Here is a 16,779-nt window from a genome sequence, read left to right on the forward strand (position 1 = left end):
TTCCGGTGCCCACGGCTGCGTAGAGCGGCGGGCTACCCGGGCATTCCGCCGGTAAACCGGCATGCGTGTCCGGCGCGAACGGGGGTAGTCCCGGCGCGCGTGCCGTCGAGATCGAGCGGGGTCCGGCGCCGGCCGTCAGCCGCCGACGTGGATGCCCGGCCGGCGGGCCGGGTCCTTTTCCGCGCTGCGGATGATTTCGCGGACCACCGGCGCGGTGTCGCCGCGGCCGAGGATCAGGTAGCGGAACAGGTGCCCGAGCGGGTTTCCTTCGGCCCACTCGAAGTGGCACTGCGGCCGGACGCCGGTGACGTCGCGCAGCGCCAGCAGGATCGCGGCGATGGCGTTCGGCGCCGCGGGGCTGTCCGCGCGCAGGATCCGGTACCCGTCGATGTCCACGCCGCGCACCTCGAGCACGTTGGAGAACTCCGACGGGTCGACCACGTCGATCTCCAGGAAGATGATGTCGGCGGCGCCGGGAACCGGGTTCATCGAGCGCTGTTCGGCTTCCTTGGCCGAGTACTCGGCTTCGTCGCCGCCCTGGCGCCGGTTGGCGATGATGTGCAGGTTGCCGTCGTGGGCCAGGGAATCGGCGATGAACCGGCGCGCTTCCTCGTCGAACTCGATGCGCTCGGCGCGCAGCTCCGTCGTCCGCGAAACCCGCGAAACCAGGGAGACGACGATGATCCCGAGGATGAACAGGGCCGAGATGGCGATGCCGTCCGGCTTTTCGATGACGTTCTCGACGAGCGCGTACAGCAGCACCAGCGTCAGGACGCCGAACCCGATCGCCGCGCCGCGCTGGCTACGCCGGATCGCCGAGATGGTCACCGCGACCGCGCCCGACACCATCATCGCGAGGATCCCGGTCGCGTAGGCCCCGGCCTGCGCGTTGACGTCGGCGCCGAACGCGACGGTGATCAGGATGCTGATCACCGTGTAGACGATCACCACCGGCCGCACCGCGCGGCCCCACTCCGGGGCCATGCCGTAGGAGGGCAGGTACCGCGGGACGATGTTGATCAGCCCGGCCATCGCCGACGCGCCGGCGAACCAGAGGATCAGGACGCTGCTGATGTCGTAGGCGGTGCCGAAGATCTCGCCCAGCTCGTGGTGGGCGAGGTAGGCCATGGCCCGGCCGTTCGCCTCGCCGCCTTCCTTGAACGCGTCCGCCGGGATCAGCACCGTCGTGATGAAGCTCGTCGCGATCAGGAACACCGACATGATCAGCGCGGCGGCGGTCAGGAGCTTGCGCGTGTTGCGGATGCGCGACTCCAGCCGCTCCTCGGCGGTCTTTCCGTCCGCGGCGACCAGCGGCATCATGCTGACGCCGGTTTCGAAGCCCGAAAGGCCCAGCACCAGCAGCGGGAACGCGACCACGGCGGGCCCGACCACGCCGAAGAACCCGCCGCCGCCCGCGGTCAGCGCGTCGGTCCAGCGGGAGAGGTCAGCCGAGTCGCCGAGCAGGTCGACCACGCCGGCGACGGTGACCACGGCGTTGAGCAGCAGGAAGACCGCGACGAGCGGGATGGCGACGCCGACCGCCTCGCTGAAGCCCAGCAGGAACACCCCGCCGAGGATCAGCAGCAGCACGACGGTGATGAGCACGGCGTGGCCGTGCAGGAAGCCGGGCACGTACGGGTTTTCCAGCATGTGCACGGTGGCGTCGGCCGACGACAGCGTGATCGTGATGATCCACGACGTCGCGACGAAGCCCAGCAGGGTGAGCACGAAGAGCTTCCCGCGCCAGAACGGCAGCAGGTCCTCCAGCATCGCCACCGAGCCCTGCCCGTGCGGGCTTTCGCGGGCGACGCGGCGGTACATCGGCAGCATGCCGAGCAGGGTCAGCGCGACGATCAGCAGCGTCGCCAGCGGGGACAGCGCGCCGGCGGCGAGCGCGGCGATCCCGGGCAGGTAGGAGAGGGTGGAGAAGTAGTCGACGCCGGTCAGGCACATGACCTTCCACCAGGCCTGCGGCGTGCCGTGGTCCTCGCCGCCCTGGCGGCCGACCGGGGCCACCCGGTGTTCCAGCAGCCAGCGGGCGAGCCCGGAGGCCGGCGGCTTCGGCGGTACCGGACTGTCGACACTCGCCGGCACGGTCACCTCGGGTGAAGCAGCCATCGTCGTCCCCTCGTCCCTGGACACAGCGGTCCCCAGGATGCCGGACGCGCGGGATGCCCTTTTCCGGGGGCTCACCGTTGGCCGATTTGGGCGTTTTCCGCGGGTTACCGCGTCCCGGTGGTCAGCAGTGCGACGGCTTCGCCGAGGGAGGCCGGGCGCAGGGCGCGTCCGGTCCGGCGTGGCCAGCCGGGCCCGGCGAGGACGAGCCGGGGCGCGCGGATCCGGCGCGGGGGAGCCGCCGGGCGGCTGCTCCACAGGACGACCGCCGCCGGGTGCGTGCGGGCGACGGCGTCGCGCAGCGCGGTGTCCGGAATGGACCCGCCGAGGAACAGGGCCGCGCGGCCCTGTTCGGCCAGCGCCGCGCGCAGTGTCTCCAGCGGCAGGGTGTGCCGGTCCCTGTCGGCGCACGCGAGCAGGACCGGCGGGGCGGCGCTGCGGGGAGCGGGGATGCGGTGCAGGGCCGCGGCGACGGCCCACGCGAGCCCGTGCACCAGGTCGACGCAGTGGTCGGCGTCCGGGCCGCACAACGCGCCGAACACCGGCCGGCACAGGTGCTCCCAGGTGTCGACGACGTCGTGGTCGACGAGGTACGCGTCCAGCAGCGCGGTCGCGGTGTCGAGCTCGAGGCCGCGCACCGCGGCCAGCAGCGTCCCGGCGTCGGTGGTGCCGTCGGCGTGGAACGCGCGGGCGGCCGCGGTCTCGGTGCCGAGCCCCTGCTCGATCAGGTGCTTCATCCGGAACAGCGCGTCGACGTCGGCGCGTCCGTAGCGGCGGTGGCTGCCGGTCTGCGGCGCCGACAGCGCGAGGCCGTAGCGCCGGTGCCACGCGCGCAGGGTGGACGGCGGCAAGTCCAGCATCCGGGCGACCGCTCCCGCCGTCCAGGTGACGGCGGGGGTGGTGACCGGCTGGTTCATCTCCCCATGATGGACCCGCCGGGCGCGGGCCGCCGCGCTCCGCGCCCCGGTCGCGCGGCGAATCGATGACAAAACGATGCGGGCGGCTTAAGGTCGGCACCGGCGAAGGGAGGCGCGGTGACCGGCGAGCGGACGCTGAGCGTGCGGGTGCGCACCGTGCCCGAAGCCGTCGTCGTCGCGGCCTCCGGCGACCTGGACCTCGGGTCGGCGCCGGTGCTGCGGGAGCGGGCCCGTGCCGTGCTGGACGACCGGCCGGCGGCGCTCATCGTCGACCTGGCCGGGATCGGGTTCTGCGGTTCGGCGGGCCTGCAGGTGCTGGCCGAGCTCGTCGCGGAGACGGCCGACGGCGGCGTGCCGCTCGCGGTGGTCGCCGCCCACCGCGCGGTGGTGCGCGCGGTGCGGCTCAGCCACCTGGACGAGGCGTTCACCCTGCACGCGACGGTCGAGGACGCCCGCGACTGGATCCGGCGGCGGCCCGGGCGCTGAGTTCGCTCCACTGTGGACAGCCGAGGCGACGGCGTCAGCCGGGCAGGTCGATCTCGGCGTGCCGTTCGGCCAGCGTCCGCGCCAGCTCGGCCAGCTTGACGTTCAGGTCCTGGGAGGTGCGCCGCAGGACGTCGAACGCCTCCTCCGCCGAAACGCCCCGGCGCGCCATGATGATGCCCTTGGCCTGGCCGATCACGTCCCGGCTCTCGATCGCCGTGCGCAGGTGGGCCGCCTGCAGCTCGCTGCGCGTCACGGCGTCGGTGGTGGCGATGGCCAGCGACGCGTGCGTGGCCAGCAGCAGCAGGACGTCGCGGTCGGCGTCGTCCAGCCCGCCCGCGGAGCGCGAGTAGACGTTGAGCGCGCCGACGGACCGGCCGGTCGGCGCGCCGGGGATGAGCGCGGTGGAGAGGACCGCGCCCACGCCCAGCCCGACGGCGGCCGGCGCCCACTGCGGCCAGCGGGGCTCGTCGGCCAGGTCCGGTGCGATCGCCACGGCCGGGCCGGCCGGCACGGCGGCCTCGACGCACGGCCCTTCCCGGAACCGGTACTGCAGCAGGTCCAGCTCGATGGCGACCGCGTCGGTCTCGGCGGGGGTGTGGAACCGGCCGTCCGCGTCGACCAGGGTGAAGCTGGCCAGGTCGGCCGACGGCACCATGAGCGTGGTCGCTTCGAGGACGCGCTCCAGGACGTCTTCGACGCTGAGGGCGGTGAGCAGCCGGCTCGTCAGCCGGGCGAACTCCCCGGCCAGGGGGCCGGCCGTGGGCCGGTCTTCGCCGGCTACGAACGTCTCCTTGGCGCGCTGCCACTCCTGCTCAGCGGACACGGTGCTCCTCCGCGTCGGCGAGCGTGCGGTACAGCGGCAGCGCGTCGCCGAGCCCCAGGACCTCGACCGGACGCCGCACCGCCCGCCCGTCGGCGGCGACGGCCACCGGGATCCCGGCCGCGCGGGCCGCGGCCACCGCGTCCAGCACCACGCTCAGCCCGCGCACCGAGCAGAAGTCGAGGCGCGTCAGGTCGATGACCAGCGCTCGCGGCGCGAGGTCGAGCTCTTCGCCGAGCCGGGCGGCGAGCCGGCCGGTCGCCGACAGGTCGAGCTCGCCGGTGACGGCCACGACCGTGCGCTCGGCCGTCGTCGTGATGGCGATCCGGGGCGGTGCTTCCACCAGGAAGGCAACGCCTGGGCGAGTGATGGTGTCGTGCATGAGCGTCCTCACCTCGGTGAGGCGGGCGAGCCCGCCGTCCCGGCCGGCGCGGGGAATCGCGCGGGCGGATGGGTTCCAGGGGGCGGCTGCTGTGCTCAACCGCAGCGACGCTGACATTACCCCGCCCGCGGCCCCCGAGTCACCACGCCCGCGCCGGTACGGTGGTCCGCGTGGGTGACGACGCCTGGGCCGCGCTGGCCGGCCACTTCGCCGACGACGCCTACGCGTCGGTGAAGGGGCGCGTGCGCACCTACGTCCTGCACCGCCAGCTGCTGGAGCACCTCCCGGCGCCCCCGGCCACCGTGCTCGACGTCGGCGGCGGCGCCGGTCACCAGTCCTTTCCGCTGGCCGGGGCGGGGTACGACGTCACCTTGCTGGACCCGTCCCCGGCGATGCTGGACAAGGCACGGCAGCGGCTGTCACCCGGGATCCGCGGCCGCGTGACGTTCGTGGAGGCCGACGGGGAGCACGCCGAGGAGGCGGTCGGCGGGCGGCGCTTCGACGCCGTTCTCTGCCACGGTGTCCTCGGCTACCTCGTGCGGCCGGAACCGGTGCTCGACCGGCTGTGCCGGTGCGTCGCGGCCGGGGGTGTCGTCTCGATCATGACCGGCAACGCCCACGCGATGGCGGTGCGGCCGGCCTTGGAGCAGCGGTGGGAGGACGCCCTCGCGGCGTTCGACGCGGACACGGAGATCGGCGTGCTGGGCGTCCCGACCCGGGCGGACACCGTCGAGGAGCTGAGCGAGCTCCTTCGCGACCGGGGCGTGGAGCCCGTGCGGTGGTACGGCGTCTGGCTGTTCGTCGACTGGCTCGGGTTCGGCGGCGCCGAGGTGGATCCGGCCGACGCGGAGCGCGTGGCGGCCGTCGAGCTCGAAGCCGGCCGGCGAGACCCCTACCGCCGGCTCAGCCGCGTCTTTCACCTGGTCGGGCGCAAGGCCTGAGCGGCCGTTTCGGCCAGCAGCAGCAGCTCGGCCAGCACGTCCGCCGCGATGTCAGCCAGTGACTTCTCCTCGCGCAACCACCGCGTGAACGCGATCCCGAACACGGTCGCGCCCGACTCCGCCGCCAGCGTGGCCGCGAGTTCGTCGACGCCCCGGGCACGCAGGGCGTCAGCGACTGTCGTCGCCAGGGTGGTCAGCTTGTGCTGCTCCCGTTCCTGCAGCGCCGGGTTCCGGTCGATGACGGACTGCCGCATACGGGAGTGCGGGCGGCGCTCGTCCGGGAAGAACTTCGCGGCCGTCGCCAGCGCGGAGGCGACGACCTCGAGCGGCGACGCTTCCGGTGGAGCGGCGTCGATACCGTCGAGAAACGCCTGGACCAGCAGTTCCTGCCCCTGGAACAGCACCTCGCGCTTGTCGCTGAAGTGCCGGAAGAAGGTGCGTTCGGTCAGCCCGACGGACTGCGCGATCTCCGCGGCGGTCGTCTGCTCGTACCCGCGGGTGGCGAACAGTTCGAGCGCGGCCTTCTGCAGCCGCTCCGCGGTCCCGGGTTCCCAGCGCACCATGCGGCCGAGTCTAGTGATGGCAGCGGCTGACATAAAGGCGTACGGTGTGGATGTCAGCGACTGACGTCGGTCACTGACATCAGTTTTGGGAAGCACAGCCACTCGAAGGAGTTCACGCCATGCGCGTTTTCGTCACCGGAGCCTCCGGCTGGATCGGCACCGCCGTCGTCGGCGAGCTGCTCGCCGCGGGCCACGAGGTCACCGGGCTGGCCAGGTCGGACGGGTCCGCCGCGAAGCTCGAGGCGAAGGGTGTCCGGGTCCGGCGCGGCGACCTCGACGACCTGGCCGGCCTCCGCGCCGGCGCCGAAGCGGCCGACGCGGTCATCCACCTGGCGAACAAGCACGACTTCGCGAACCAGGCCGTGTCGAACGCGGCCGAGCGGGCCGCCGTCCAGACGATCGGCGACGCGCTCGCGGGCAGCGGCCGCCCGTTCCTGCTGGCCTCGGGAGTGGCGGGCCTGGTGCAGGGCCAGCCGGTCACCGAAGCCGACGCGTCGCCGTTCCACGGCCCGGACTCCCCGCGCGGCGGCGCGGAGAACCTCGCGCTCGGGTTCGCCGACCGCGGCGTCCACCCGGTGAGCCTGCGGTTCTCGCCGACCGTGCACGGCACGGGCGACCACGGGTTCATCGCGATCCTGTCGGCGATCGCCCGCGAGAAGGGAGTGTCCGGCTACCCGGGCGACGGCGCGAACCGCTGGGCGGCGGTCCACGTGACGGACGCGGCGCGCATGGCCGTCCTGGGCCTGGAGAAGGCGCCGGCGGGCAGCCGACTGCACGCGGTGGCCGAGGAAGGCGTGCCGACGAAGGAGATCGCGGCGGCGATCGGGCGGGCGTTCGACCTGCCGGTGGCCTCGATCCCGGCGGCCGACGCGCAGAAGCACTGGGGGTGGATCGGCGGGTTCTTCGCGATGGACCTGGCGGCGACGAGCACCGCCACGCAGGAGCTGCTCGGGTGGACCCCGACCGGCAAGACGCTGATCGAGGACCTCGACACGGGCGCGTACTCGGGGTCGTGAGTGAGAAACCGGGTTAGAACACTGTTTCTCACTCACGACCGGCCGCGGCAGACCCGGGAGCCTAGCCGCGGTTGACTTCGCTGATCCGATCCTGGAGCCGTTGCCGCGTGGACGAAAGCGCGTCCCGCGGCTCCGGCTCCGGTACCGGCTCCCCGGTCGCCTCGCCCGCCGGGCCGGCCACCGGGAACACCTGCTTCTCCCCGGGCAGCGGGACCCCGGGGCAGATCGTGGCGGCGGGCCGGGCGGCGCCGAGGAAGTAGCCGCTCACCAAATCATCCACACAGGAATTGCCGCTCACCGCGTACTGGCCGTGGAACGGCGAATCCGCCACCGAGACCATCGGGACACCGGCCGCCCGCGCCGCCGACTCGGCCTGTTCGTAGCCGGTCTGCGGGTCGAACTCGCCCTGGACGACCAGGACGTTCTTCGCCGCTTCCGGTGACAGCCGGGGCAACGGCTGCCGGGGGAGGTCGGACCAGTAGCCGCACGCCTCACTGAGCCCGTACGCCCAGCCGAAGAGCGGGTACTGCGGGCCCTGCACGTCGCTGAGCACCTTGTACCAGGTCGCCGCGCGGGTCGGCTGGTCGCCGCACGCCACCGCCAGCCGGGTACCGCCCACGTCCGCGTAGTCGGGCTCGGGCGGGGCCACGTCCCTGGCCGTCAGCTGCGCGGCCGGGCGCCCGAACGTCGTGCGCGCCACGCGGTCGAGGTCGGCGGGCGCGGGCGGGGCCGTGCCGTCGAGGGCCGCCAGTCCCTTGGTGAGGATCAGCGCGCCGACCAGCCACTGCTTCGTGCTGCCGTTGCCGACGAAGACGTGGTCGAAGGCGTCCGGCGACACGCCCTCGTCGCGGAAGTAGGCCCGCACCCGCTCCCAGTTCTTCTTGACCGCCGAGGCCGTCTTGCCCAGCTGGTCCGGGTACCGGCGGGCCAGCCACGGCGCGTAGACGCGGTCGAACTGCCGCTGGTCGATCTTCGGGAACGCCTCGAAAGCGGCCTGGAGCCGCCCTTCGAAGTCGACGCTGGAGTCGAGGACGACCCGCCCGGCGTGCCCGGGGAACAGCGACGCGTACTTCGCGCCGAGCCAGGTGCCGTAGGAGTAGCCGAGGTAGTTCAGCTTCTCGTCGCCCAGCAGCGCGCGGATCAGGTCCATGTCGTGCGCGGTCTGCCAGGTGGTGACGAAGGGCGCGAGCGCGTCGCTCTGGCAGGCCTCGGCCAGCGCCCGCGGCGTCCGCTGGTGCAGCGCGATGCTGGCGGCCGACCGGTTCCGCGCGTCGAGGTCGTCCCCGTCGGGGATCCGCCCGGTCGGCACCCGGCAGACGAGTCCCTTGTCGTCGCCGCCCTCCTGGCCGGTGCCGCGCGGGTCCATCCCGACGAAGTCGTAGTGCTCGCTGACCGCCGGTTCCAGGCCGGCCAGCACGCCGGCGAGCGAGGTGCCCTGCCCGCCGGGCCCACCGGGGTTCACCAGGATCGCGCCCCGCCGCTCCCCGGTCGCGGCGACTCGGCTGATCGAGACCTGGAGGTCCTTCCCCGCGGCCGGCGCGGACCAGTCCCGCGGGACGGTGATCCGCGCGCACCGGTCCTGCTCCGCCTTGAAGGGGCAGGCACCCCAGGCGACCTTCTGGGTCAGGTAGGGCGCGAGCGGATCGGGCGTGGTCGCGGCGGCCGGCGCCGTGGCCGCCACCAGGACCGCGACGGCCACCGCCAACCCCGCTCGCGACGTCCGCACCGCAGCTTCCTCCCTTGGTCCCCGGGCCACCCCGGACCACCCAAGCACGGGGGGACGGGCGCGGGCAGCCCGGAGACCACCGTTCGCGCCGCGGATTCCCTCGATCCGGTGACCGGCGGGGGCGTCAGCTGGGCGGTTCGGCCTCGCCGGCGTCCTCTTCGACGTCCTCGTGCTCGGGCTTCTTGCGCTCGGTCTCGGGGATCTCGATGTCGAGGTCGACGTCCGGGACGCCGGGCGGGCGGGGCACGTCGGGGCTGATGGGTTCCTTCTCGGCTTCGGTCATGGCGGCCGGTTACCCGCGAGCCGGGCTTCCCAAGCCCCCGGTCACCGGCAGAACGCCGTGTCCACAGTGGACAACACCGCGACCGCCGCCTTCTCGCCGTCGCCGAAGGTGCCCGGCAGCGCGGTCACCGCCAGCCCGACCGAACGGCCGTCTTCCGTGGCGCCACCACGGGTTTCGTAGCCGTCGATGTCGCCGCCGTGTCCCCAGTAGACGCCGCCGCAGCTCAGCGGGACGCGGAACAGGCCGAGGCCGTACTCCCACCCCGGGAACAGCGGCGCGGACACCGTCTTGCGCATCTCGGCCAGCTGCGCGGGCGGCAGCAGCTCGCCACCGAGCAGCGCGCGCGAAAGCCGGGCGAGGTCGCTCGGCGTCGAGATCAGCTGACCGGCCGCGCCGCCCCACGACGGGTCCATTTCGGTCGCGTCGACGACCTTCGCGGACGTGCTGTTCGCGAGCGCGTAGCCGTGCGGGTGCGGCCCCTGGATGGTCTCGTCGCCGGGCTGCGGCCAGTACGTGTCGCGCAGGCCCGCCTTCGCGATCACCCTCTTCGTGATCTGCTCCTGCACCGGGCGCCCGGTCACGTGCTCGATGAGCAGGCCGGCCAGCAGGTAGTTGGTGTTGCTGTACTCCCACTTCGCGCCCGGCGCGAACTTCGCCGGGTGGGCCAGCGCCGCGGCGAGCAGGTCGTGCGGCTGGAAGAACTTGTGCTGGACGTCTTCGAAGTTCTCCACGCCGATGTACTCGGTGTAGTTCGGCAGCCCGCTCGTGTGCTGCAGCAGCTGCCGCACGGTGATCGCGTTCCCGTCGATGCCCTCGCCGCGCACCAGCCCGGGCAGGTACTTCTCGATCGGCGCGTCCAGCTCGACCTTGCCCTCGGCCACGAGCTGGAGCACGACGACCGCGGTGAACGTCTTCGTGTTGCTGCCCGCGCGGACCCGGCCGTCGCGCGGGACCGGGACGCGGCGGTCGAGGCGGGCGGACCCGGCGACCAGCGACGCCGACGTACCGTTCTTGCCCACCCAGGCGAGGGCGGCCGGGAACTTCTCCTGGCTCACCAGCGCGTCGAGACCGTCCTGCACGGGCGACCTCGGGTTCGCGGCCGCCGCCGTGGTCAGGCCGCCCAGCAGCCCCGCCACCGTCAAGATCACTGCACCCTTGCGCATCGGTTCTCCTCGCTTGATCCGGTTCGATACGGAAATGCTGCTCGAATCCGGCGCGAAGATCAGTAGCGCGGGCTACCCGATCCCCGGTAGCGCTGGCGCTACCGCGGGCAAATGCGTTGCCGGAGGGATCTTCCCGTGCCACGGTGTCGCCGTGAGTTCGACGATGCGTGCGGCGGTCTGTGTCGGAGCGGGTGGCCCGGAGGTCCTGGAGGTCCGTGACCTGCCGGTACCGGCGGTCCAGGACGGCTGGACGCTGGTCCGGGTGAAGGGGGCCGGCCTGAACCGGTCGGAGCTGCGGACCCGGCAGGGGCATTCGCCGGACGTGCGGTTCCCGCGGGTGCTCGGCATCGAGTGCGTGGGGGTCGTGGCCGAGTCGGCCGCGCTGCCGGAGGGCACGACCGTCGCGGCGGTGATGGGCGAGATGGGACGCGAGTTCGACGGCGGCTACGCGGAATACGCGCTGCTGCCGGACGACCTGCTGATGCCCATCACCACCACGCTGGCGTGGGAGGTCCTGGCGGCCCTTCCCGAGACCTACCTGACGGCCCAGGGCGCGCTCGACACCCTGGACACCGCGCCGGGAACACGCTTGCTGATCCGCGGCGGGACGTCGTCGGTCGGGCTGGCGGCGGCGTCGATCGCGGCCGGCCACGGCGTCGAGGTCGCGTCGACGACCCGGCGTCCGGACAAGGCCGGCGCGCTGACCGCGGCGGGCGTCGCCCACGTCCTCGTCGACGACGGCCCGCTGGACCTGCCGTGGGTACCCGACCACGTGCTCGACCTCGTCGGCGCGCGCACGGCGGTCGACTCGCTGAACCTGGTCCGCCGCGGCGGCACGGTCTGCGTGGCCGGGTCGCTGAGCGGGTGGTCGATCGCGGACTTCCAGCCGGTGGCGATGATCCCGTCCGGCACCAAATTGACGGCCTTCCACAGCAAGGACATGAAGGGCCGCGCGGACGTGCTGCAGCGGATCGTCGGCGAGGTCGAGACGGGGGTCCACCAGCCCCACGTCGACCGGGTCTTCGGACTCGCCGACATCGTGGCCGCGCACCGGTACATGGAGGACGACCAGGCCAGCGGGAAGCTGGTCGTGCTCCCCTGAGGGTCACGCGCCGGACCGGGTCGCCCAGCCGCTGTCGTCGTCGACCTTGAGCTCGGCGTCCCCGAGGAGGGTCAAGGCGCCGAACTGCTCGTCGGGAGCGGCGGTGCGCAGGTCGGCGAACACCCGCGCCTGGGCCCCGGTCACCCGCCAGGCGCCCTTGATCTCCGCTTTCAGCACCGAAATCCCGCCGTCGAACCGGGCGCCGGCCAGCTCGGTCCGGCCGTGGAAGGTCGCGCCGGAGAACAGCGCCGGGCCCCCGACCCGCAACTCGCCGAGCCGGTTGACGCCGTGCAGCCGGGCGCGGCGGGCGATGAGCCGCCCGAGGCTGCGGCCGGTCAGGTCGAGGTACTCGAGGTTCGCCGCCGTCAGGTCGAGGTCGTAGCGGACCGCCCCCTCGTCGGCCCGGCCGGGCAGCAGCGCGGCGATCAGCCGCTGGGCGGTGAGGCGGACCTGCTGTTCGCGGTCGGCTTCGGCGATCCGCTCGGCCGGCCAGTCCTCGTCGGGTTCCGGCTCGGCCTCGTCCGGGTTGTCCGGCCGCGCGTCGTACCCGGGGTGGCCGAACGGGCGGCGCAGGTACGCGCACAGCACGTCGAGCACCGTCTGGGTGTAGGCCGGGCGGGTGCGCGCCAGGCCGGCCAGCGCGTGCAGCGCACCGACCCGGACCTGGTCCGCGGCGTGCCCGAGCAGCTCGACGGCCTTCGCGAACTGCTCGTTCTCCGTGCGCTCGCGATCCTGCTGAGCGCGGGTCCGCTCGACTTCGTGACGCGCTTCCTCGGTGCGCCGCCGACGGTCGTTGATCCAAAGGGCGTAGACGGCGAGGATCGCACCCCCGGCCAAGCCGCCGGTCTTGAGCGCGTCACCCCGCGGCGTGGCGGGGTCGCCCAGCAGCCAGCCGGTCACGAGCAGGAGCGCGCCGCCCGCGCCCAGCACGCTCCCGATCAGGAACAGCCGGTACCGCACGACGGCGGCTCGCGAGCTGAAGAACGCGATGGCCGCGAGCACGACGGCGACCGCACCGAGCACCAGACCGGGGACCAGGAACCAGACGAAACCCACAAGACGCAGATTGTGGCACGCGGCCGGCCGGTCCGGGGGCACCTCGATTCAGAGGTCGAGCACCAGCCGGGGCGAGCACGAGCGCGAAACGCAGATCATCATCACCTCGGCCGTCCGCCGTTCTTCCGCCGTCAGCACCGAGTCGCGGTGGTCCGGGGTGCCGCCGAGGACGCCGGTTTCGCACGTGCCGCACGTTCCTTCCTGGCACGACGACAGGACGGTGAGCCCCGACTCCTCGATCACCTCCAGGATCGACCGGTCCGCCGGGACCGCCAGGACGCGGCCCGACCCGGCCAGCTCGACCTCGAACGCCGTCCGCGGGCCGTCGTCCGCCACCGGGGCGAACCGCTCGACGCGCAGGGCGCCCTCGGGCCAGCCGGCGCAGTGCTGTTCCACCGCCGCCAGCAGCGGTTCCGGGCCACAGCAGTAGACCGCGGTGTCCGGCCGCGGCTCGGCCAGCAGCGCGGGCAGGTCGAGCAGGCCGTGCTCGTCCTGCGGCCGGATCGTCACGCGGTCTTCGTGGCGCGCGAGTTCGGCGGTGAAGGCCATCGACGAGCGCGTCCGGCCGCCGTAGACGAGCTGCCACTCGCGGCCCGTTTCGGCGACCCGGTCGATCATCGGCAGGATCGGCGTGATGCCGATGCCGCCGGCGACGAACAGGTAGCGCTTGGCGTCGACGAGTGCGAAGTGGTTCCGCGGTCCGTCCGCCTGGATGCGTTGTCCGGCAACGAGTTCGTCGTGGACGTACGCCGAGCCGCCCCGGCCGTCGGGCTCACGGAGGACCGCGACCTGGTACGCCGCCGGGTCGCCGGGCCGTCCGCACAGCGAGTACTGCCGGGTGCCGCCGGGCAGCAGCAGGTCGATGTGCGCCCCCGGTTCCCAGGCCGGGAGCGGCTGCCCGTCGGGCGCCCGGAGCGTCAGCCGGACGACGCCGTCGGCGAGCTTTTCCTTGTCCGCCACCACCAAGTCGAGGCTCATGCGTCGTGCCCCTCGGGATGGGCGAGGAGCCAGTCCCACAGCGCCACGGGATCGTCGAACTCGCGCTCGGCCGAGCAGTGGCAGACCGCGCGCAGGCGGTCGGTGCCCAGCACCCAGTGGATCCGGTAGACGCGGTCACCGGTGAGCATCGGCCCCGTCACGACGTCACCAGGCGCTGCAACAGCCGGCGCGCCGCGAGGCCGCCGGTGTCGATGTTGATCGACAGCTCCTGGTAGCCGTCCGGTTCGGCGGCGAGCACCCGCTCGAGGACGTCGAGCGCTTCGACGTCCTGCAGGACGACCGTGCGGTTGTTCTCCGCGAGGAAGGCCGACACGCCGTCGTCGTCGAGGGCGAAGTCCCGGGCCACCGCCCAGAAGTCGTGCGTCGAGTGCTCGGTCTCGGGCGTGATCGCGTAGACGACTTCGACGTGGAAGGCGTCCGGGTCGCTGCCGTCCGGGTTCGGCACGGAGCCGACCGGCGCGATGCGGCTGTGCAGCTTGTAGAGGCACGGCGGCGTGTACTCGATGTCCTGCCAGCGGGTGATCCGGCCCTGCAGGCCGGTGGACTTGGCGTAGAACGGCGGGCACGCCGCGTCGGCCATGTGCCGGGACACGTAGACGACGCCGGCCTCGTCGTCGACCTCCGTCGTGATCGGCGTGTCGGCGACCTCCGGCGTGCCGATGTAGCCGCCGTGCAGGTAGGTCTCGTGCGAGAGGTCGAGCAGGTTGTCGACCAGCAGCGAATAGCGCGCCTTCAGCGGCTCCATCCCGGCGACCGTCGTGTACCCGGGGGAGGCGAGGTAGGGGGCCCGCGGGATCTTCGCGGCAGCCGCTTTTTCCGGGTCGCCGATGAACACCCAGACGAAGGAGTCCTGTTCCACCACGGGATAGCTCCGCAGCCGCGCGGTCCGCGGCACCCGGGTCTGGCCGGGCACGGACACGCACTTGCCGTCGACGCCGTAGGTGAAGCCGTGGTAGCCGCAGACGACCTGGTCGTCGACGAGCCGCGACGGGGCCTGCGACAGCGGGAACCGGCGGTGCACGCAGCGGTCGGCCATCGCGGTGACACCGCCGTCGCGGGTCCGCCAGAACAGGATCGGCTCGGCGCAGATGGTGCGGCTGAACAGGTCCTGGCCGATTTCGGAGCCGTACGCGGCGACGTACCACTGATCGCGGGGAATGGCGCTCATAGGGTTTCGTCCTCTCGTGGCGGGGCTCACAGCCTGCGCTCACGGCGAGACGCCCGCGAAGGGCATTTTCATAAGATGGAAAGCTCAGCCGAGCGCGCGGGAGATCGCGCGGGCGCTGGTCATCACCAGCGGGGCCAGCGCGTGCGGCGACGCGCTGCCGTACCGGACGACGAGCGAGACGGCGGCGACGACCTGGCCGCGCGCGTCGTGGATGGGCGCGCCGACCGAGAGGCTGTCGAGGGTCACCTGGCGTTCGCTGGTGGAGAAGCCGTGGGTGCGCACGTCGGCCAGCATGTGCCGCAGGCGGTCCGGGTCGGTGACGGTCTCGGGCGTGTACCGCTCGATCGGGTTGCGGAGGACGTCCTCCTGGACCTCGGCGGGCGCGTGGGCGAGCAGGACGAGCCCGACGCCGGTCGCGGTGAGCGCGAACCGCCCGCCGACGCGCGTCAGCACGGGCACGGCGCCGGTCCCGGCGATCCGCTCGATGTAGACGACTTCGGTGCCTTCGCGGACCGCGAGCTGCACGTTCTCGCGGGTGATCTGGGAGAGGTCTTCGAGGAACGGCAGGGCGCGCTCACGCAGCCCCAGCCCCCGTGGCGCGAGCGACCCGAGTTCGAACAGCCGCAGCCCGACGCGGTAGACGCCGGAGTCGTCCCGCTCGAGCGCACCCCACTCGCAGAACTCCCGCAGGACGCGGTGCGCGGTGGCGGCGGGCATCCCGGCCCGGCGGGCGATCTCGCCGAGCCGCAGGGCGGGGTGATCCGGGGTGAAGGCCGCGAGGACCCCCAGCGCCCGCCCGAGAACCGGCCCGGTGGGCCCCGGAGCACGACCTCGACGCGGCACGGCCACGGAGCTTAGTGGACGCGCGCGCCGTCCCCGGGTGCGCCGAAGGAGGACCTTCCGGTGTGGTCCCCCTTCGGCGTCGGCGGTTCAGAGGCCGCGGGCGACGATGTCGCCCTGGCTCGTGGTGGCGCGGATGGCGAGCTCGGCGGTGCCGGTGTTCTTGAGGGTGTTGTCGATGCGGCCGTAGGAGGTACCGGCGTCCAGCGAAGCCGAGACGCCGGGAGCGGCGCCGACGTCGATGGAACCGGCCTGGGTCGTCAGCGTGACCAGGCCGCTGGTCGCCTCCCCGATGCGGATGTCGCCGCGGGCGGTGGTGATCTCGGCCGGTCCGGCCAGGCGGCCGATCTCGACGTCGCCGTCGGTGGCGGTGAGGTGGACGCTCGCGGCTTCGTCGAGCTTGATGTGGCGGTAAGCGCCGGTGAAGGTGACCTCGCCCAGGCGGCCGGTGCCGTCGAGCTCGGTGCCGGCGGTGGTCGCCTCGACGCGGGAGTCCGCGGGCAGCCCGACGGTGACCTCGACGGATCCCGAGGGGCCGAAGTACTGGTTGCGGCCCTGCGGGGTGTGGACGCGCAGCACGCCGTCTTCGTAGGTGACGGTGGTCTGCGCGGCCGCCTTGACGTCGCGGTTCTTGCCGGGGTCGGCGGGGCGGACCTCGACGGTGGTGTCGGCGCGCTCGGCGGCGGCGAGCCGGATGCGGCCGGCGGCCAGGTCGAAGGCGGCGGTGATCGGGGCGGCGGTGGCGAAGGTGCGCATCGTGTTCTCCTGGGTTCGTGGCCCCCGGTGCTGGGGACGAGAACCACTGTCGCCGGGCGTGCTGACACCCGGCGGCCACGGCACTGACACCGCGCCTGACACGGCGGCCGGTGACGCGGGAACCACGGGTGATCACGGTGCGGCATTCGGGGGTAATGCGAGTCGTGCATTCGGTTCAACCCGGGCTTGGGAACATTTCTTCCGGTCTGTCACAGTAGTTCTGAGTGGACAGTTCTTTGTCGACGGCCCGCACCTGGTCAAGCTCGATAAACGTGCTACAGTAAGGAAAATCCGTGATCGCGCGCGGCGGCGCAAACGAGTCCATTCCGGATTGGTTACGGCGATCCGCGATGTCGATCAGTTGAGATTGCTCACCGCGGAATTTTCCGCCCATCGTGTTTCTCGCTGCCGTTTCGGTGGATCCCTGGAGCGTCCCATTCCTCCGC

19 protein-coding genes are annotated in these 16,779 nt (G+C 72.9%); 4 read left to right on the top strand and 15 right to left on the bottom strand.

Translation table 11 applies throughout. The features are described 5' to 3' along the window. Positions 1-135: 135 nt before the first annotated feature. Together AA23TX_RS06340 and AA23TX_RS06345 are read right to left on the bottom strand one after the other, a co-directional pair. A complete protein-coding gene (locus AA23TX_RS06340; RefSeq protein ID WP_155541635.1) occupies positions 136-2,118 on the bottom strand; it encodes an APC family permease in 1,983 nt (660 codons plus the stop codon). A 104-nt stretch (positions 2,119-2,222) separates the two neighbouring features. Further along, complete coding sequence (locus AA23TX_RS06345; protein WP_155541636.1) at positions 2,223-3,032, bottom strand: MerR family transcriptional regulator; 810 nt, start codon at positions 3,030-3,032, stop codon at positions 2,223-2,225. 117 nt (positions 3,033-3,149) lie between these two features. Here AA23TX_RS06345 and AA23TX_RS06350 point away from each other — a divergent pair, with 117 nt between their 5' ends. Continuing rightward, the gene (locus tag AA23TX_RS06350) at positions 3,150-3,518 is read left to right on the top strand and encodes an STAS domain-containing protein (protein ID WP_155541637.1); all 369 of its coding nucleotides are present in this window, start codon (positions 3,150-3,152) and stop codon (positions 3,516-3,518) included. Positions 3,519-3,552: 34 nt separating this feature from the next. Here the strand turns inward: AA23TX_RS06350 and AA23TX_RS06355 are convergent, their stop codons facing one another. Both AA23TX_RS06355 and AA23TX_RS06360 read right to left on the bottom strand, forming a co-directional pair. Continuing rightward, positions 3,553-4,341: a GAF and ANTAR domain-containing protein gene (locus tag AA23TX_RS06355; protein ID WP_155541638.1), complete on the bottom strand. Its 789-nt coding sequence runs from the start codon at positions 4,339-4,341 to the stop codon at positions 3,553-3,555. Beyond that, entirely contained in the window at positions 4,331-4,720 is a 390-nt protein-coding gene (locus AA23TX_RS06360) for an STAS domain-containing protein (RefSeq protein ID WP_155541639.1), read from the bottom strand. Before AA23TX_RS06360 ends, AA23TX_RS06355 begins: the two co-directional genes overlap by 11 nt. A 170-nt stretch (positions 4,721-4,890) precedes the next feature. Here AA23TX_RS06360 and AA23TX_RS06365 point away from each other — a divergent pair, with 170 nt between their 5' ends. Next, a complete protein-coding gene (locus AA23TX_RS06365; protein ID WP_155541640.1) occupies positions 4,891-5,661 on the top strand; it encodes a methyltransferase in 771 nt (256 codons plus the stop codon). Here the strand turns inward: AA23TX_RS06365 and AA23TX_RS06370 are convergent. Beyond that, positions 5,637-6,224 (bottom strand): TetR/AcrR family transcriptional regulator, encoded by a 588-nt coding sequence (locus AA23TX_RS06370; protein ID WP_155541641.1) that lies wholly within the window; start codon positions 6,222-6,224, stop codon positions 5,637-5,639. The two genes, AA23TX_RS06365 and AA23TX_RS06370, sit on opposite strands and share 25 nt — an antisense overlap. A gap of 119 nt (positions 6,225-6,343) precedes the next feature. Here AA23TX_RS06370 and AA23TX_RS06375 point away from each other — a divergent pair, with 119 nt between their 5' ends. Then, on the top strand, positions 6,344-7,240 hold the full coding sequence (locus AA23TX_RS06375) for an SDR family oxidoreductase (RefSeq protein ID WP_155541642.1): 897 nt from the start codon (positions 6,344-6,346) through the stop codon (positions 7,238-7,240). Between the two features lie 61 nt (positions 7,241-7,301). Here AA23TX_RS06375 and AA23TX_RS06380 read toward each other — a convergent pair whose 3' ends face one another. From AA23TX_RS06380 to AA23TX_RS06390, 3 genes are all read right to left on the bottom strand, one after another. After that, positions 7,302-8,966 carry an alpha/beta hydrolase gene (locus AA23TX_RS06380; protein ID WP_230862371.1) on the bottom strand — a complete coding sequence of 555 codons (1,665 nt, stop codon included), beginning with the start codon at positions 8,964-8,966 and terminating at the stop codon, positions 7,302-7,304. Positions 8,967-9,090: 124 nt separating this feature from the next. Beyond that, positions 9,091-9,249, bottom strand: coding sequence for a hypothetical protein (locus tag AA23TX_RS06385; protein ID WP_155541643.1), 159 nt, complete (start codon positions 9,247-9,249; stop codon positions 9,091-9,093). 41 nt (positions 9,250-9,290) lie between these two features. Beyond that, positions 9,291-10,412, bottom strand: coding sequence for a serine hydrolase domain-containing protein (locus AA23TX_RS06390; RefSeq protein WP_155541644.1), 1,122 nt, complete (start codon positions 10,410-10,412; stop codon positions 9,291-9,293). A gap of 151 nt (positions 10,413-10,563) precedes the next feature. On the opposite strand from AA23TX_RS06390, the gene AA23TX_RS06395 reads away from it, so the two are divergent. After that, on the top strand, positions 10,564-11,514 hold the full coding sequence (locus tag AA23TX_RS06395) for a zinc-binding dehydrogenase (protein ID WP_439328747.1): 951 nt from the start codon (positions 10,564-10,566) through the stop codon (positions 11,512-11,514). A 3-nt stretch (positions 11,515-11,517) separates the two neighbouring features. On the opposite strand, the gene AA23TX_RS06400 is transcribed toward AA23TX_RS06395, so the two are convergent. The 7 genes from AA23TX_RS06400 to AA23TX_RS06430 form a co-directional block, all read right to left on the bottom strand. Further along, a complete protein-coding gene (locus tag AA23TX_RS06400) occupies positions 11,518-12,570 on the bottom strand; it encodes a hypothetical protein (protein ID WP_155541645.1) in 1,053 nt (350 codons plus the stop codon). Between the two features lie 48 nt (positions 12,571-12,618). Beyond that, positions 12,619-13,548, bottom strand: a complete 930-nt coding sequence (locus AA23TX_RS06405; protein WP_155541646.1) for a PDR/VanB family oxidoreductase — start codon at positions 13,546-13,548, stop codon at positions 12,619-12,621. Beyond that, positions 13,545-13,709 carry a hypothetical protein gene (locus tag AA23TX_RS06410; protein WP_155541647.1) on the bottom strand — a complete coding sequence of 55 codons (165 nt, stop codon included), beginning with the start codon at positions 13,707-13,709 and terminating at the stop codon, positions 13,545-13,547. Before AA23TX_RS06410 ends, AA23TX_RS06405 begins: the two co-directional genes overlap by 4 nt. Continuing rightward, positions 13,706-14,737 carry a Rieske 2Fe-2S domain-containing protein gene (locus AA23TX_RS06415; RefSeq protein WP_155541648.1) on the bottom strand — a complete coding sequence of 344 codons (1,032 nt, stop codon included), beginning with the start codon at positions 14,735-14,737 and terminating at the stop codon, positions 13,706-13,708. Before AA23TX_RS06415 ends, AA23TX_RS06410 begins: the two co-directional genes overlap by 4 nt. An 84-nt stretch (positions 14,738-14,821) precedes the next feature. Beyond that, a complete protein-coding gene (locus AA23TX_RS06420; protein ID WP_439328748.1) occupies positions 14,822-15,580 on the bottom strand; it encodes an IclR family transcriptional regulator in 759 nt (252 codons plus the stop codon). Between the two features lie 87 nt (positions 15,581-15,667). Next, a complete protein-coding gene (locus AA23TX_RS06425; RefSeq protein WP_155541650.1) occupies positions 15,668-16,333 on the bottom strand; it encodes a DUF4097 family beta strand repeat-containing protein in 666 nt (221 codons plus the stop codon). A gap of 175 nt (positions 16,334-16,508) precedes the next feature. Beyond that, positions 16,509-16,727 (bottom strand): hypothetical protein, encoded by a 219-nt coding sequence (locus AA23TX_RS06430; protein WP_155541651.1) that lies wholly within the window; start codon positions 16,725-16,727, stop codon positions 16,509-16,511. Positions 16,728-16,779: the final 52 nt, after the last annotated feature.

Origin of the sequence: Amycolatopsis camponoti (assembly GCF_902497555.1) — a bacterium.
In the GTDB taxonomy this organism is placed as follows: Bacteria; Actinomycetota; Actinomycetes; order Mycobacteriales; family Pseudonocardiaceae; genus Amycolatopsis; species Amycolatopsis camponoti.

Excerpts from the sequence above, each read along its gene's own strand:
- AA23TX_RS06340 (WP_155541635.1), bottom strand. The coding sequence starts at position 2,118 with ATGGCTGCTTCACCCGAGGTGACCGTGCCGGCGAGTGTCGACAGTCCG.
- AA23TX_RS06345 (WP_155541636.1), bottom strand. The coding sequence starts at position 3,032 with ATGAACCAGCCGGTCACCACCCCCGCCGTCACCTGGACGGCGGGAGCG.
- AA23TX_RS06360 (WP_155541639.1), bottom strand. The coding sequence starts at position 4,720 with ATGCACGACACCATCACTCGCCCAGGCGTTGCCTTCCTGGTGGAAGCA.
- AA23TX_RS06370 (WP_155541641.1), bottom strand. The coding sequence starts at position 6,224 with ATGGTGCGCTGGGAACCCGGGACCGCGGAGCGGCTGCAGAAGGCCGCG.
- AA23TX_RS06375 (WP_155541642.1), top strand. The coding sequence starts at position 6,344 with ATGCGCGTTTTCGTCACCGGAGCCTCCGGCTGGATCGGCACCGCCGTC.
- AA23TX_RS06385 (WP_155541643.1), bottom strand. The coding sequence starts at position 9,249 with ATGACCGAAGCCGAGAAGGAACCCATCAGCCCCGACGTGCCCCGCCCG.
- AA23TX_RS06390 (WP_155541644.1), bottom strand. The coding sequence starts at position 10,412 with ATGCGCAAGGGTGCAGTGATCTTGACGGTGGCGGGGCTGCTGGGCGGC.
- AA23TX_RS06405 (WP_155541646.1), bottom strand. The coding sequence starts at position 13,548 with ATGAGCCTCGACTTGGTGGTGGCGGACAAGGAAAAGCTCGCCGACGGC.
- AA23TX_RS06415 (WP_155541648.1), bottom strand. The coding sequence starts at position 14,737 with ATGAGCGCCATTCCCCGCGATCAGTGGTACGTCGCCGCGTACGGCTCC.
- AA23TX_RS06425 (WP_155541650.1), bottom strand. The coding sequence starts at position 16,333 with ATGCGCACCTTCGCCACCGCCGCCCCGATCACCGCCGCCTTCGACCTG.
- AA23TX_RS06430 (WP_155541651.1), bottom strand. The coding sequence starts at position 16,727 with ATGGGCGGAAAATTCCGCGGTGAGCAATCTCAACTGATCGACATCGCG.